This is a genomic window from Clavibacter michiganensis (assembly GCF_021216655.1).
Taxonomy (GTDB): domain Bacteria; phylum Actinomycetota; class Actinomycetes; order Actinomycetales; family Microbacteriaceae; genus Clavibacter; species Clavibacter michiganensis.
Genome location: NZ_CP080437.1, coordinates 364,968 through 379,313, shown reverse-complemented (window position 1 = coordinate 379,313; position 14,346 = coordinate 364,968). Strand labels below are relative to the sequence as shown.

General features: G+C 71.5%; 9 protein-coding genes, 1 tRNA gene and 1 pseudogene. 5 read left to right on the top strand and 6 right to left on the bottom strand.

What is annotated here, in order from left to right:
* Nucleotides 1-109: 109 nt before the first annotated feature.
* Entirely contained in the window at nucleotides 110-682 is a 573-nt protein-coding gene (locus K0V08_RS01735; protein WP_079532577.1) for a PadR family transcriptional regulator, read from the top strand.
* Nucleotides 679-2,400 (top strand): ABC1 kinase family protein, encoded by a 1,722-nt coding sequence (locus tag K0V08_RS01730; RefSeq protein WP_079532575.1) that lies wholly within the window; start codon nucleotides 679-681, stop codon nucleotides 2,398-2,400. The genes K0V08_RS01735 and K0V08_RS01730 overlap by 4 nt, the downstream gene beginning before the upstream one ends.
* A gap of 174 nt (nucleotides 2,401-2,574) precedes the next feature.
* On the opposite strand, the gene K0V08_RS01725 is transcribed toward K0V08_RS01730, so the two are convergent.
* Nucleotides 2,575-3,369: a hypothetical protein gene (locus tag K0V08_RS01725; RefSeq protein ID WP_128516948.1), complete on the bottom strand. Its 795-nt coding sequence runs from the start codon at nucleotides 3,367-3,369 to the stop codon at nucleotides 2,575-2,577.
* Nucleotides 3,370-3,665: 296 nt separating this feature from the next.
* Here K0V08_RS01725 and K0V08_RS01720 point away from each other — a divergent pair, with 296 nt between their 5' ends.
* The gene (locus tag K0V08_RS01720; RefSeq protein WP_079532573.1) at nucleotides 3,666-4,331 is read left to right on the top strand and encodes a peroxiredoxin-like family protein; all 666 of its coding nucleotides are present in this window, start codon (nucleotides 3,666-3,668) and stop codon (nucleotides 4,329-4,331) included.
* 78 nt (nucleotides 4,332-4,409) lie between these two features.
* On the opposite strand, the gene K0V08_RS01715 is transcribed toward K0V08_RS01720, so the two are convergent.
* From K0V08_RS01715 to K0V08_RS01705, 3 genes are all read right to left on the bottom strand, one after another.
* Nucleotides 4,410-4,483: transfer RNA gene (locus tag K0V08_RS01715), tRNA-Met, on the bottom strand.
* A 157-nt stretch (nucleotides 4,484-4,640) separates the two neighbouring features.
* Nucleotides 4,641-7,592, bottom strand: a complete 2,952-nt coding sequence (locus tag K0V08_RS01710; protein WP_012037890.1) for a UPF0182 family membrane protein — start codon at nucleotides 7,590-7,592, stop codon at nucleotides 4,641-4,643.
* Between the two features lie 140 nt (nucleotides 7,593-7,732).
* Nucleotides 7,733-8,824, bottom strand: coding sequence for a YlbL family protein (locus K0V08_RS01705; protein WP_079532570.1), 1,092 nt, complete (start codon nucleotides 8,822-8,824; stop codon nucleotides 7,733-7,735).
* A gap of 212 nt (nucleotides 8,825-9,036) precedes the next feature.
* Here K0V08_RS01705 and K0V08_RS01700 point away from each other — a divergent pair, with 212 nt between their 5' ends.
* Both K0V08_RS01700 and K0V08_RS16115 read left to right on the top strand, forming a co-directional pair.
* Nucleotides 9,037-10,440, top strand: coding sequence for a zinc-dependent metalloprotease (locus K0V08_RS01700; protein ID WP_012037888.1), 1,404 nt, complete (start codon nucleotides 9,037-9,039; stop codon nucleotides 10,438-10,440).
* Nucleotides 10,441-10,582: 142 nt separating this feature from the next.
* A pseudogene (locus K0V08_RS16115) lies at nucleotides 10,583-11,359 on the top strand (TOMM precursor leader peptide-binding protein); the annotation flags it as partial.
* Here the strand turns inward: K0V08_RS16115 and K0V08_RS01690 are convergent.
* Together K0V08_RS01690 and nudC are read right to left on the bottom strand one after the other, a co-directional pair.
* Nucleotides 11,334-13,247: an ATP-dependent helicase gene (locus K0V08_RS01690; protein WP_079532568.1), complete on the bottom strand. Its 1,914-nt coding sequence runs from the start codon at nucleotides 13,245-13,247 to the stop codon at nucleotides 11,334-11,336. The pseudogene K0V08_RS16115 and the gene K0V08_RS01690 sit on opposite strands and share 26 nt — an antisense overlap.
* Before the next feature lie 10 nt (nucleotides 13,248-13,257).
* Entirely contained in the window at nucleotides 13,258-14,211 is a 954-nt protein-coding gene (gene nudC / locus K0V08_RS01685) for an NAD(+) diphosphatase (RefSeq protein WP_012037885.1), read from the bottom strand.
* Nucleotides 14,212-14,346: the final 135 nt, after the last annotated feature.

Sequence of the window (14,346 nt, the reverse complement as noted above, 5' to 3'; positions counted from 1 at the left end):
CCTCGCGGACCTGTCGGCTCGCTGACGAACGGGCCGCTCCCGGGTCCGCGACCAGGTGCGCGGCCTATCGTCGGAGGCACCGCGCACGTCCCACAGCAAGGAGCTCGACATGGCCGCATCGTCCCCCACCTCAGGATCCGCGTTCGGCGACGCCGCCGACGGCGTGTGGCAGGCGATGGAGTCGCTCCGCGCCCGCTTCGAGAAGCGCGACGGCACCCCGACCGGGCACGGCACCGGCCCGCACGACGTGCGCCACGCGGTCCTCGCGCTGCTCGCCGAGGAGCCCATGCACGGCTACCGCATCATCCACGAGATCCAGGAGCGCACCGCAGGCGCCTGGACCCCGAACGCCGGCGCCGTCTACCCGACGCTCCAGCTCCTCGCCGACGAGGGCCTCATCGCCGCCGAGACCACCGACGGCCGCAAGGTCTGGGCGCTCACGGAGGCCGGCCGGTCCGCGGTCGCGCGCGACGGCATCACCGCCCCGTGGGCCGACGCATCCGAGCACGGCCATGACGCGCACGACCGCCACGACCGTTCCGCGCTCCCCAAGGCCGGCCTCTTGCTCGCGCAGGCCGCGGCCCAGGTGCAGCGCACGGGCACCCCAGCGCAGGTCGCCGAGGCCGTGACCGAGCTCGACGCGGCCCGCCGCCGCCTCTACGCGATCCTCGCCCGGGAGTGACCGCGGCCACGGCCGGCGCCGTCCCCGGGGCGGATCCCGAGGCCGACGCCCCGGAGACGCGCGCCCGCTACCGCCGGATCCTCCGCTTCGCCGCCTGGAACCTCGCCGTCACGTGGTGGTACGAGCTGTTCCTCCCCCGCGTCGGCCTCCGCCGCATCGCCGACCGCACGCGCACCCGACGCATGAAGCTCTTCGCCCGCCGCTTCCGCGTGCTGGCGGTCGAGCTGGGCGGCCTCATGATCAAGGTCGGCCAGTTCATGTCGTCGCGGCTCGACGTGCTTCCGCCCGAGATCACCGCGGAGCTCGAGGACCTGCAGGACGAGGTGCCTGCGGTCCCCTTCCCCGAGATCCGCGCGCTCGCGGAGCGCGAGCTGGGCATGCCCCTCGCCGACGCCTTCGCGTGGGTAGACGAGACGCCCGTCGCCGCCGCGTCCCTCGGCCAGGCGCACCGCGCGATCCTCGGCCCGCTCGACTCCGCCGACACGGGCCTCACGGGCGCCGTCATCAAGGTGCAGCGGCCCGGCATCGACGACGTCGTCCGGATCGACCTCGCCGCGCTCCGCCGCATCGGCGGCTGGCTCACGCACGTGCGGCTCGTGTCCGACCGGGTGGACGCGCCCGCGCTCGTGGAGGAGTTCGCCGAGACGAGCCTCGAGGAGATCGACTACCTGCATGAGGCGCGCAGCTCCGCGCGCTTCCAGGAGATGTTCGCCGCCGACGAGCGCGTGGCCGTCCCCGAGATCGTCTGGGAGCGCAGCACCCGCCGCGTGCTCACGCTCGAGGACGTCACCGCGATCAAGATCACCGACCACGCGGGGCTCCTCGCCGCCGGGATCGACCCCGTCGAGGTCGCGCCCGTGTTCGCCGCCGTGATGTTCGACCAGCTCTTCGCCGACGGCTTCTTCCACGCGGATCCGCACCCCGGCAACGTCTTCGTCACGCCCGTCACGGACGGCTCCGTGGCGCAGGGCTGGACCCTCACCTTCATCGACTTCGGGATGATGGGCGAGGTGCCGCCGAGCACCCGCCGAGGCCTGCGCAAGATGCTCATCGCGGCCGCCTCCCGCGACGGCAAGGGCCTCGTCGACGCGGCCCGCGACATCGGCGTGCTGCTGCCGTCCGCGGACACCACGCAGCTCGAGCTCGCCATGACGCGCCTCTTCGCGCGCTTCGGCGGCCTGGGCTTCGCGGAGCTGCGCGAGGTGGATCCGCGGGAGTTCCGCGCCTTCGCGAACGAGTTCCAGGAGGTGGTCCGCACGCTGCCGTTCCAGCTGCCGGACGACTTCCTGCTCATCATCCGCGCCATGTCGCTCACCTCGGGCGTGTGCAGCGCGCTGGATCCCGCGTTCAACCTCTGGGACTCCGTCGAGCCGTACGCGCAGCGCCTCATCCGCGAGGAGCGCGGCAACGTCGTGCGCGACCTCGGCACGCGCGTCTCGGACACCGCGGGCACGCTCGCCCGCCTCCCCGGCCGGCTCGACGCGCTGCTCACCCGCATCGACGACGGCGCCCTCCCCATCAGCGATCCCACGCTCGAGCGCCGCGTCGGTGCCCTGGAGCGCACCCTCCGCCGCGCGGTCTCCGCTCTCGTGTTCGGCGGGCTCCTCGCGGGCGGCGTGCTCCTCCGCCCCGACGACGAGGTGCTCGGCACCGTGCTGCTGGTCGTCTCGGTGATCCCGCTCGCGCAGGCCCTCCTCCCGGGCCGCCGCGGTCGCTGAAGCCTACGTCTCTACGGCTTGATCAGCGCGACCATGAAAAATGGGCATCTCGGGCACATGGATATCGGCCACACCGCGGCATGAACGTGCACTTCACTCATCATCACAGGATGAAGCACCACCGATGCGGTGTGACATAGGGCACCATAAGCTACCCACTAATACGCAGATTATTTAGTCATTCCATTCCTCGGGACAGTATTTCGCCAGCAGACCCTCGACGAGCGCCATCCCGGACCCATGAAGCTGATCTCGATCTGCCGCAGCCGACCCTTCTGTGAAGTCGATCGGTTGTCCAACGGGTAGATCTACCCTTACTGCGTACTCAGCGGTAACACGCGCCCCATTGTGCGTAACGGCATTTCGCTTCAACCGAATAAGCTCCAAAGCCTCGATGTTGACGTTTGTGTTAGAGAGCAGGTCTACGCCAAGGCGTTCCTTGATGTACGTCAGTTGCTCTCGCACTCCTGAATAGGCGATCTTCCTGACACGACGCTCGGCCAGCACGTCGATAAGAGAACCTTGTAGCTGATGTTCGATGATCTCGTCCCATGTCATAGTTTCTTTTGACTTCAGATGCTGCGGCATGCTCAAGATAGTTGCACGGACAACATCGGCAAACAAAGCGTCCCAAAGCGCACAAGCATGCGTGAGGCTCATTTGGAGCAGCACTTCCGGGTGGGTTGATCGGGCCGAGTGGGCCATCTCCATAGTTACAAGCAGATTGTTGTACTCTTCCCTTGTGAATGAGAGTGTATCAATTTGAGCACCTACTTTGGGGTCAAAGACAGGAAACTCGACGTTCCCGTCCTCCGGAGGAGTAATTTGAATTTTTCTCTGAATCTCGGCCGCTTGCTCAGATGCTGCCACGACCGCCCTAAGTGACTCACGCACAAATAAATTAAGACCGTAAGCTGATTCACTATAAGCCAAACCAGCTCTAGCTATAGTCTTCGATAAGGTGCTCATGTGCCTACTTTAGACGATTGACGCCGACTCAACGCCACAACCTTCAGAGGCCTGCCACGCGAAGGAAACACGGTGAGACATGATGTCTGAATTCCAGCTCAGTGCCCACTACGGGCTACGGGCTACGACTTCGATTCGGCAGGTGCGCGGCCGAATCCGCCCGGACACTAGCGCCTCGCATGTCCTGCACCCATCCGCTCGATGTCGGTCGTGACGCCGTGTGACGCGCCTCAGGCCGACCTCCCGGCGGGCCCGCCTACCGTGGCCGCACCGACCCGACGGACCGAGGAGACACCATGACCGACACGACCATCCAGGCGCAGATCGCCGACTTCGACCGCGGCTTCGCCGAGCAGATCGGCCCGGACCTCTCCGCCGTCTTCGCCGCGGAGCAGCGGGCTCTCCGGGAGGGCGGCGTCCCGTCCGGCGCGGTCTCCCCCGGCGACGCGCTCCCCGCCGCGACCCTGGTGGATCCCGACGGCGCGGAGGTCGACCTGCATGCCGCCCTCGGCTCCGGCCCCGCGGTGATCGTGCTCTACCACGGCGCCTGGTGCCCGTACTGCAACCTCACCCTCCGGCAGTACCAGGCCGAGCTGCTGCCCGCCCTGCGCGAGCGTGGCGCGACCCTCGTCGCCGTCAGTCCGCAGACACCGGAGGGCAGCGCACAGGCCGTCGCCGGCGGCGGGCTCGACTTCGCCGTGCTGTCGGATCCGTCCAACGCGTTCGTCCGCGCGCTCGGCCTCCTCACCGAGCCGACCCCCGAGGCCCGCGAGGCTCACGCGCAGCTCGGGTTCGACGTCGCGGACAGCAATGCGGACGGCACCGGCGACATCCCGTTCCCCACCGTGATCGTGGTGGACGCCGACCGACGCGTGTCCTTCGCCGACGTGCACGTGGACTACACGACCCGCACCGAGGTGCCGGAGATCCTCGCGGCCGTGTACGCTCTCCTCGCCCGCTAGCGGGCGCCTCCGGACGCGCTGACTCGCGTCCAGGAAAAGCAGAAGGCCCGGTCTCGAGGAGACCGGGCCTTCATCTTGTTGCGGGGGCAGGATTTGAACCTACGACCTCTGGGTTATGAGCCCAGCGAGCTACCGAACTGCTCCACCCCGCGCTACGAGGAATACATTACCAGACCTCCGAGGTGCTCATGACCACGTGCGCGGCACCGCGCACATCCGACCCGCCGGATGCCCTTCCCCCTACCAGGACGGCCCCGGCGGCACCCGCATCGCGGGGCCGCCGGGGCCGTCCTGGTCAGCAGCTGTTCGCTACTGCTGCTGGCTCAGCTCGTACGCGCGCTGCACGGCCTCGGTGAACCGCTGGTCCGCCTGCGCGGCGGCCACGAGGTCGCCGGACGCGTACGCGGCCTGCCGCTCCTGCAGGGCCGTGTTGGCCGCGTCGAGCGCTGCCTGCACGTCCTGCGCGGGAGCCGAGGGCGAGGTCGTCGGCGCGGGCGTGGGCGTGGATCCCGTGCCCCCGTCCGTCGCGCCGTCGGTGGCCCCGTCTCCCGTGCCGCCGTCGACGGGCGTCGTGGGCACGACGTCCTCGTCACCGGCCGTGGCTCCCGAGTCGCCCTCGAAGATGCTGTCGAGGGCCGCGTCCAGCGTGTCCTCGAACGCGATCTTGTCGCCGAACGCCACCAGCACCTTGCGGAGCAGCGGGTAGCTCGTGTCGCCCGTCGAGCGGACGTACACGGGCTGCACGTAGAGCAGGCCGCCGCCGACCGGGAGGGTCAGCAGGTTGCCGCGCACCACGCTCGTGCGCCCGCCGCGTTCCAGCAGGTTGAGCTGGTTCGCCACGTTCGTGTCGGAGTTGAAGTTGTTCTGGATCTGCGTCGGCGCCGGGATGGTGTCGTCGTTCGGCAGCGTCAGCAGACGCAGCTTCCCGTAGTCGGCCGCCTTCTCCCCCGCCGTGCTGCCCGCATCCGAGTCGACCCCGAGGTAGCCCGTGAGCACGCTCCGGGAGGTGTCCTGCGTGGCCGGCGGGATGAAGGTCGAGTACAGCGAGAACCGCGGTGCGTCCTGACCCGGCATCTGCATGGTCAGGTAGTACGGCGGCTGGAGGCTCGCCGGGGTGCCCGCCTCGGTGGTGGCGGTCGGGTCGTTCGGCGTGGTCCAGAGGTCCTGGTTCGAGTAGATCGAGCCGGGATCCGTCACGTGGTACTTGCCGAGGACCGCGCGCTGCACCTTGAACATGTCCGCGGGGAAGCGCAGGTGGCTCATGAGCTCGCCGGAGATGTCCGAGATCGGCTTGAGGGTCGAGGGGAACACCTTCTGCCACGTCTTGAGGATCGGGTCGTCGGTGTCCCACGCGTAGAGCGTGACCTTGCCGTCGTAGGCGTCGACCGTGGCCTTGACCGAGTTGCGGATGTAGTTGATCTGATCCGTCGGCACGAGCGGCTGCGTCTGCTGCGAGTCCGCGATGAGGCGGCTCATGTCCTGGCGCTGCGAGTACGGGTACTGGTCGCTCGTCGTGTATCCGTCGACGATCCACACCACGCGGCCGTCGACGACGCTGGGGTACGGGTCCTTGTCGATGGTGAGGTACGGCGCGACCTTGCCGACGCGCTCCGCCGGGTCGCGGTCGTAGATGATCTGCGACTGGTCGTTGATCTGGTTGGCCAGGAAGATCTGCTCCGACTGGAACTTCAGCGCGTAGATGAGGCGCTTGAAGACGTTGTCGACCTTCGGCCCGCCGTCGCCCTGGAACGTCGTGTACGTCTCGTCCGCGCCGTCGACGCCGGACGGGTAGTCCAGCTCCACCTTGTCGCCCGACTCGGGTCCGCCGACGATGGAGTAGTCGGGCGAGTTCTCGCCGAAGTACACGCGCGGCTCGAAGTCCCCCAGGTCACCCGAGGCGGGGATGCCCGACTCGAGGAACACGGGCTGGCCGTCGGAGGTGCGCTGCGTTCCGTACGCCGCGACGAGCGAGTAGCCGTGCGTGTAGACGAGGTGCTGGTTGACCCACGACGTGCCCGTGTTGGTGGGGCTCAGCTCACGGACCGCGACCACCGTGTCCTGCACGCGGCCGTCGATCTGGTACCGGTCGACGTCGAGGTTGTCGCCGAACTGGTAGTACTGCCGGAACTGCTGCAGCTGGCTGAACGCGTCGCCCACGACAGCGGGGTCGAGGATGCGGATGTTCGCCGTCGTCGCGGCGTCCTCGCGGAGCGCGCCCGGGGTGGTGTCCGTGGTCGCGTCGTAGGGGATCTCCTCGATGTCCGCGAGGCCGTAGGCCTGCCGCGTCGCCTCGATGTTGCGCTCGTAGTACTGCGACTCGAGCGCGCGCTCGTTGGGCTCCACCTGGAAGCGCTGCACGATGGCCGGGTAGGCCGTGCCGACGAGGATGCTGGCGACGATCAGGCCGGCGGTGCCGATGATCGGCAGGCGCCAGCGGCCGATGACGGCCGTGACGATGAAGAACAGCGCCACGACGCCGGCGATGCCGGCGAGGATCGCGCGACCGGGGATGACCGCGTTCACGTCCGAGTACGCGGCACCCGTGAACAGCCCGCCGTTCGCGTTGTTGACCACCGACGAGTACTGGTCGAGCCAGATGCTCACGCCCTGCAGCAGGAAGTAGACGCCCGCGGTGATCGCGATCTGGATGCGCGAGCTCTTGGAGATGCGCACCTCGCGGCCCGTGAACCGCACGGCGCCGTAGAGGTAGCTCGTGGCGAGGACGCCGAGCATCGAGATGATGACGACCGCCGACGCGAAGCCGACGACCGCGTGGTAGAAGGGCAGCTCGAACATGTAGAAGGAAGTGTCGAGCTGGAACTGCGGATCCACCGTGCCGGAGGGCGTGCGGTTGAGCCACAGCAGCGTGCGCTGCCAGCCGCTCGAGGCCGAGACGCCCGCGAAGAGGCCGAAGACCGCGGGGATCGCGAACATGGCGAGGCGGCGCAGCGGCTCGACGACCTGCTGGTAGCGGTCGAGCTGCGAGTTGAGCTTCGCGTAGACGGGCCGTGAGCGGTACGCGACCTGGATGCTGACGAACACCGGGATCGCCATGGCGAGGAACCCGACGAGGAACAGCGCGATGCCCGCGCCCCACTGCGTGAGCAGCACCCCGAGGTAGCCCAGCTGGTCGTACCAGAGGACGTCGGCGTAGAAGCCGGCGAAGATGAAGAACGCGATCACCAGCGCTGCGATGATGGCCGCGGTGATGGCGAGGGGGGCTCGGCTCCGTCTGGCGGGCCGGGCGGATGTGCTAGTCACAGATGTGCCTCAGAGTCGTAGGACAGCGGAGTCCTCATCCTAGGCGGGGCGGTTGCCAGGTACCTGCGAGCGATCAGGGGTTCCCGTCTGGTAAGGGGGACCTCGCGAGCACCGGTGGACGCCGTCGGCCTCCTGCTGTCTCAGCAGGTGGGCAGCGCGTCCAGGTCCCCGCCGGTGGAGATGGCGGCGAGCGCCGCGAGCGAGTCGTCGAGCGTCGAGACGGAGAAGACGCGCAGGCCGTCGGGCACGTGCCCGCGCACCTCGTCGCAGTTGTCGGCGGGCGCCAGGAAGTACTCGGCGCCGGCGCGCTCGGCGCCGAAGAGCTTCTGCCGGATCCCGCCGATGGGGCCGACCGTGCCGCCCGCGTCGATCGTGCCCGTGCCGGCGATGGCCTTGCCGCCGGTGAGCGAGCCCTCCTCGAGCTTGTCCATGATCCCGAGCGCGAACATCATCCCCGCGCTCGGACCGCCGACGTCGTCGAGCTGGATGTCGACCTCGAACGGGAACTCGTACGAGGTGGAGGTGACGATGCCGATGACGGGGCGGCCTTCGCGCTCGGCGGGCGTGACCTCGACCGTGCTGTCCTGGCCGTCGCGCGTGATCCCGAAGGACAGCGGCGTGGTCGTGCCGGCGGCCGCGACGCGCGCCTGCAGGTCGGCGAGGTCGACCACGTCGGCGCCGTCGACCGTGCGGATCGCGTCGCCCGTGCGGAGGGGCCCGTCGGCCGGGGACCCGTCGACGACGCTCTGCACCTGCAGGGTGCGCGGCACCTGGATGCCGAGCTCGGTGAGGGCGGCGGCGACGGCGTCCTGCTGCGAGTCGGTCATCTGGACCTGGTTCTGCGCGTCGCGATCCTCGGCCGTCTGGCCCGCGGGGAAGACGGCCTCCATGGGGACGACGCTGCGGCTCGGGTCGAGCCAGGCGGAGACGACCGCGAACCAGTCGGGGCGCTGCGCGGGGTTGCCGACGACGCTGACGGTGAGCATGTCGAGGCTGCCGTCGGTGGGGTACGTGGTGCGGTCGGGGATGGAGATGAGGGGGCGCTCGGTGCCCTCGTGGTCGCTCGTGCCCAGGGTGTCGAACACGGGACCGGGCTGCTCGATGACGTACGGCGACGGCATGAGGCCGAGCGCGAGGGCGAGCACGGCGCCGGTGCCGGCGAGCACGCGGCCGACACGGCGGCGGCGCGGGGGCCGGGGTGCGCGGGGGGCGTGCTGGGCGAACAGGCTCATCCGGATGTCCTCGGTGTCGGGGCGCGCCGGGCCGGGAGGCGGCCGGACGACGGGCGTCGGGGCGGCCCTCACGGCCGCTGTTCGCGGCGGGCGGAAGCCGCGAGGGCTCAGCCTAGGCGAATGCGGATGGGTTTCCCGTGGGCGCGGGCTAGCGTGGATCCACCGGCCGCGGCACCGCGATCCGGACCCCCTCGACCCCCGGGAGACCCTCCATGGCCGACGAGCCCACCCCGAACCCCGAGGACGAGTTCCGGCGCATGCTGGAGCGGTTCCTCGGCGCCGACGGGCAGATCGACCCGGACAAGCTCGCGGGTGCCGCGGGTCTGCCGCAGGACCCCGAGATGGTCCGCCAGCTCCTCGCGCAGCTCCAGGGCGCGCTCGCCAACACCGGCGACGGCGTCGACTGGAAGGTCGCCCGCGAAGGCGCCAGGCAGCTCGCCGCCGCCGAGCAGACGCAGGTCACCGCCGCCGCGTCCGCCCCGCTCGACCAGGCGTTCCAGGTCGCGGCGCTGTGGCTCGACGAGGTCACCTACGTCAGCCAGCTCACGGTGGCCCCGCGCCTCATCACCCGCGCGCAGTGGACCGAGCTCACGATGCCGGTGTGGACCCAGCTCGCCGAGCCCGTCGCGCTCAGCATCGCCGACTCGCTCACCGAGGTGCTCCAGCAGAACGCGCCCGAGGAGATGCAGGGGATGGTCGCGGGCGCCGGCCGCATGATGCGGAACCTCGGCGGCACGCTGTTCGCGATGCAGCTCGGCCAGGTGGTCGGGCAGCTCTCCACGGAGGTCGTCTCCGGCGGCGACGTCGGCATCCCGCTCCTCGACGACCAGCAGGCCGCGCTCCTCCCGCAGAACGTGGCGGCGTTCGGCGAGGGGATCGACGTCTCCGACGACCAGGTGCAGATCTACCTGGCCGTCCGCGAGCTCGCCCACGCGCGCCTCTTCCGGCACGCGCGCTGGCTGCGGCTGCAGCTCATCTCCTCCATCACGGAGTTCGCCAAGGGCGTGCACATCGACACCGACCGGCTCGAGTCGCTCGCCGAGGGCTTCGACCCGTCGAACCCCGAGGAGCTCCGCCAGGCCATGGTCGACGGATCCCTCATCCCGCCGAAGACGGACGCGCAGCTCGCCGCCCTCGCGCGCCTCGAGACGATGCTGGCGCTCATCGAGGGCTGGGTGGACGTGGTGACCGCCGCCGCGACGGTGCGGCTCCCCCGGGCGTCCGCCATCGCCGAGACGGTGCGCCGCCGCCGCGCGACGGGCGGTCCCGCCGAGTCCGCGTTCGCGACGCTCGTGGGCCTCGAGCTCCGGCCGCGCCGCCTGCGCGAGGCCGCGGCCATGTGGCAGGCCGTCACCGACGGCGTCGGGGCGGAGCAGCGCGACGCGCTCTGGTCGCACCCGGACGTGCTGCCCACCTCCGAGGACATCGACGCGCCGCACGCGCTCGTGGCGCGGCTCACGCAGGGCGAGCCCGAGCCCGACGAGGTCGACCAGGCGCTCGAGGACCTGCTGAGCGGATCCGACGCCGGCCGCCCCGTCGAGGACGGCCAGGGTCGCGCGACCGAGCCGGGCGACGGTCCGGACGACGCGCCCGGGACGGATCCGCGCCCGGTCTGAGACCCGACCCGCACCACCCGGCGAGGCCGGCACCGCCACCGCGGTGCCGGCCTCGCGCACGTCCGCCCGGCCGCGCTTCGACCGCGTCGGACCTGTGGACGCGCTCCCCGCGAGCCGCGCCCGTCGGGCACTCTGCGCGCCCATGGCCATCCGACTCGATCCCCGCCTCCCGCTCGTCTGGCGCACGCCGGACTCCCTCCAGCTCGGCGTCGACCGTCCGCCCGTGGTGCTCAGCGCCGTGTCCCGGCTCGACGAGCGGCTGCTCGACGCGCTCGGTCGCGGCATCAGCCGCGGCGGGCTCGACATGATCGCGGCGACGGAGGGCGCGACGCCGGCGCACGTCACGCAGCTGCTCGACCTGGTGCGGCCCGCGCTCCTGCCGCCGCGCGACGAGGACCTCCCCCGCCGCACGCGCACCGGCCCGGTCGCGATCGTGGGCGGCGGACCGACAGCCGACCGCATCGCCGACGCCCTCGCCCGTGCCGGGCACGACGTGGCCCCGCGGCAGATGGCCGGCGACGCGGATCCGCGCACCGCCCTCGCCGTGATCGTCGCGCACTTCGCCATCGCCCCTGCCGTCTACGGACGCTGGTCCCGGGAGGACGTGCCGCACCTGCCGGTGGTCATCGGCGACCGGCACGCCGTCGTCGGCCCGCTCGTCGAGCCCGGGCGGACGGTCTGCTGCTACTGCCTCGACCTCGCGCGCCGGGACGCGGATCCGGCATGGCCCGCCATCGCGACCCAGCTGCTCGGGCGCGACAGCGGATCCGAGCGGGGGCTCGTGCCCGCCGAGCTCGCGGCCCTCGCCGCGCGGCCCGCCGACCGGCTGCTCACGACCGGCGAGAACGCGCTCCAGGCGCACCAGGCGGTCCTCGATGTCCGGACGGGACGGGTCACGCGCCGCGCTTCGCGCCCCCACCCGCGATGCGGGTGTCGAGCTCTGCCAGGAACCGCGACGGCTCCCGCTGCCCCGACCGATGCGGTCCGCTGCGGCTCCAGGACAGCCGCAGCCCGGAGCGCGCGCGCGTGATCCCCACGTAGAGGAGGCGCCGCTCCTCGTCCACCGCCTCGAGCGTCTGCGCGTAGCTGATGGGCACGAGCCCCTCGCTCAGCCCCATCAGGTAGACGTGCTCCCACTCGAGGCCCTTGGCGGAGTGCAGCGTCGCGAGCGTGACGGCCGAGACGGTCGGCTCGTGCTGGCCCGCCTGCCGTTCGAGCAGCTCGTCGGTGAAGGCGCGGAAGGTGCTGCCCGCGGGCATCCGCTCGGCGAGGCCCATGATCGCGTCGAGCGACTCCCAGCGGTCGCGCACGGCGCCCGGCTGCTCCGGCGGCGCCTGACTCCATCCGAGGCCGCGGAGCACGTCGCTCACCGACTTGAAGAGCGGCTCGCCCGAGATGGACACGGACGCGCCACGCAGCGCGAGGAGCGCCTGCTTGATCTCGGGGCGGTCGAAGAACCGCTGGGATCCGCGCACCTGGTAGCTGACGCCCGCGTCGCCCAGCGCCTGCTCGAGCACCGCGGACTGGCCGTTCATGCGGTAGAGCACGGCGATGTCCTCGGGCGCGATGCCCGAGGCGATCTGCTGGGCGATCGCGCCCGCGATCGCCCGCGCCTCGGCGCCGTCGGACGGGAACGCGCTCACCTGCGGCGCGCGGAAGCCCTCGCCGCGGCCGGGGACGGCGGCGGATCCGCGGCCCTTCGCACGCGAGGAGGCCGTGCCCGTGCCGTCGCCGTCCGGATCCGCGTCGGCCGAGGCCAGCGTCAGCGCGCCGGGTCGGCCGCGCATCAGCCGGTTCGCCGCCTCCGTGATGCCCGAGGTCGACCGGTAGTTCCGCTCCAGCCGCACGACGGTCGCCTCGGGGAACCGCGACGCGAAGTCGAGGAGGTACGCGCTCTTCGCGCCCGCGAACGAGTAGATGGTCTGGCTCGCGTCGCCGACGACGCAGAGGTCGCGGCGGTCGCCCATCCAGAGGTCGAGGATCGTCTGCTGCAGCGGCGAGACGTCCTGGTACTCGTCGACCACGAAGAAGCGGTACTGCTCGCGCACCTGCTGCGCGACCCATGGCTCCGCCTCGATCATGCCCGCGGTCGCGAGCAGCACGTCCTCGAAGTCGAGCTGGCGGCGCTGGTCCTTGATGTCCTCGTAGGCCTGGAGGAGCGCGACGGCCTGGTCGGCGTCGAGCTGCGGCGGCAGCGTGCGCGTGGTGCGCGCCGCGAGGCCGTACTCCTCGACGGAGATCATCGAGACCTTCCGCCACTCGACCTCGGCGGCCATGTCGCGGAGCGCGGCCGTGTCGAGGCGGAGGCGGAGCGACTCGGCGGCGTGGCCGAGCATCCGCCCCTTGCTCTCGATGAGACGCGGCATCGTGCCGCCGACCACCTGCGGCCAGAAGAAGTTGAGCTGCTTGAGGGCCGCGGCGTGGAAGGTGCGCGCCGCCACGGGTCCGGCGCCGAGCTCGCGCAGGCGACCGCGCAGCTCCGCCGCGGCGCGCGAGGTGAAGGTCAGCGCCATGACGCGGTTGGGCGGGTAGACGCCGGCCTGGATCCCGTAGGCGATGCGGTGCGTGATGGCCCGCGTCTTGCCCGTGCCGGCACCCGCGAGCACGACGACGGGCCCGAGGAGCGCCTCGGCGGCGAGCCTCTGCTGGTCGTCGAGCGCCTCGAGCAGGGACTCCGCGGATGGCGCCTCCTCCACGGGCTCGTCCGCGGTCGCGGGGCCGAGGGAGACGGGCGCGGGGAGGGCGCCCGGCGCGGCCGACCCGTAGGGGTCGCGCCCGGGCGTGCCGGGGACGAGCTGGTCGGTCACGATCGGCGGATCACCACTCCCGCTCGCCGTCCTCGAGGGGTCCGCCGTACCACTCCTCGATGATGGCGCGCGCGATGGACGACGGGCCGGGCAGCGCGATCTCGCCGAGCGACGCGCGCAGCTCCTCGCGGCTGAACCAGCGCAGGTCGACGATCTCGACGCCGTCCGGGGTCGCGGGTCCGCTCGACGCGGCGACCCGCGCGAGGAAGCCCACCATGACGGACGCGGGGAACGGCCACGGCTGGCTGCCGAGGTAGCGGGGATCCTCGACCGTGATGCCGGACTCCTCGAGCACCTCGCGCTTCACGGCGGCCTCGAACGACTCCCCCGGCTCGACGAAGCCCGCGAGCAGCGAGTAGCGGTCGCCGCCCCACATGGCGTTGGCGCCGAGGAGGAGGCGGTCGTCCTGGTCGACGACGCCCATGATCACGGCGGCGTCGGTGCGCGGGAAGACCTGCGAGCCGTCGGAGGGCGCGCGGCGCACCCAGCCGCCCTGCTCGACGACGGTCGGCTCGCCCGTCTTCGGCGAGAACGGGTGGGAGGCGTGCCAGTTCGCGGTGGCGAGCGCGCCCGTGAACAGCGCGGCGTCACGGTCGTCGAGCTGCGTAGCGGTCGTCCGCAGCTCCAGCCAGCGCGCATCGGCGGGCTCGAGCTCGGCGGCCGCGGCGTCGGTGAGGACCGCGGCGACGACGGGCGTGCCGACCGGCTCCCCCTCGTGCGCGATGGTCGTACGGCCGAGGTAGATGCGGACGGTCGCGGCGGTGACCCGGTCGACCGGCAGCAGGTCGAGCGCGGCGCTGCCGTCGGCTGCGGATCCCAGCGCGCGGTGACCGTGGAGCGCGAGGACGCGCGTGGCCGGATCCGCCCACAGCTCGTCGAAGAGGGCGGGCGAGTCGCGGTTGAGGCCGTCGCGGTCGACGCCCTCGCGGGACAGGGGCAGGCGGGAGAGGAAGCTGTCGAGCACGGGGGACCAATCGACTTCGAGGGCGGACGGGCCGAGGGGCGGGACGTCATGCGTCGTGATCCGCCCACGGTGCGCGGGGCCGGAAGCGCGTGGCGCGGTGAGACGGAGGGCTCCCAGCGACCTAACCTGTAAGGC

What these genes read in the sequence shown, in the direction of transcription:
- K0V08_RS01705 (WP_079532570.1), bottom strand. Translation starts at nt 8,824, where the DNA reads ATGAGCCTGTTCGCCCAGCACGCCCCCCGCGCACCCCGGCCCCCGCGC.
- K0V08_RS01720 (WP_079532573.1), top strand. Translation starts at nt 3,666, where the DNA reads ATGACCGACACGACCATCCAGGCGCAGATCGCCGACTTCGACCGCGGC.
- K0V08_RS01700 (WP_012037888.1), top strand. Translation starts at nt 9,037, where the DNA reads ATGGCCGACGAGCCCACCCCGAACCCCGAGGACGAGTTCCGGCGCATG.
- K0V08_RS01725 (WP_128516948.1), bottom strand. Translation starts at nt 3,369, where the DNA reads ATGAGCACCTTATCGAAGACTATAGCTAGAGCTGGTTTGGCTTATAGT.
- K0V08_RS01735 (WP_079532577.1), top strand. Translation starts at nt 110, where the DNA reads ATGGCCGCATCGTCCCCCACCTCAGGATCCGCGTTCGGCGACGCCGCC.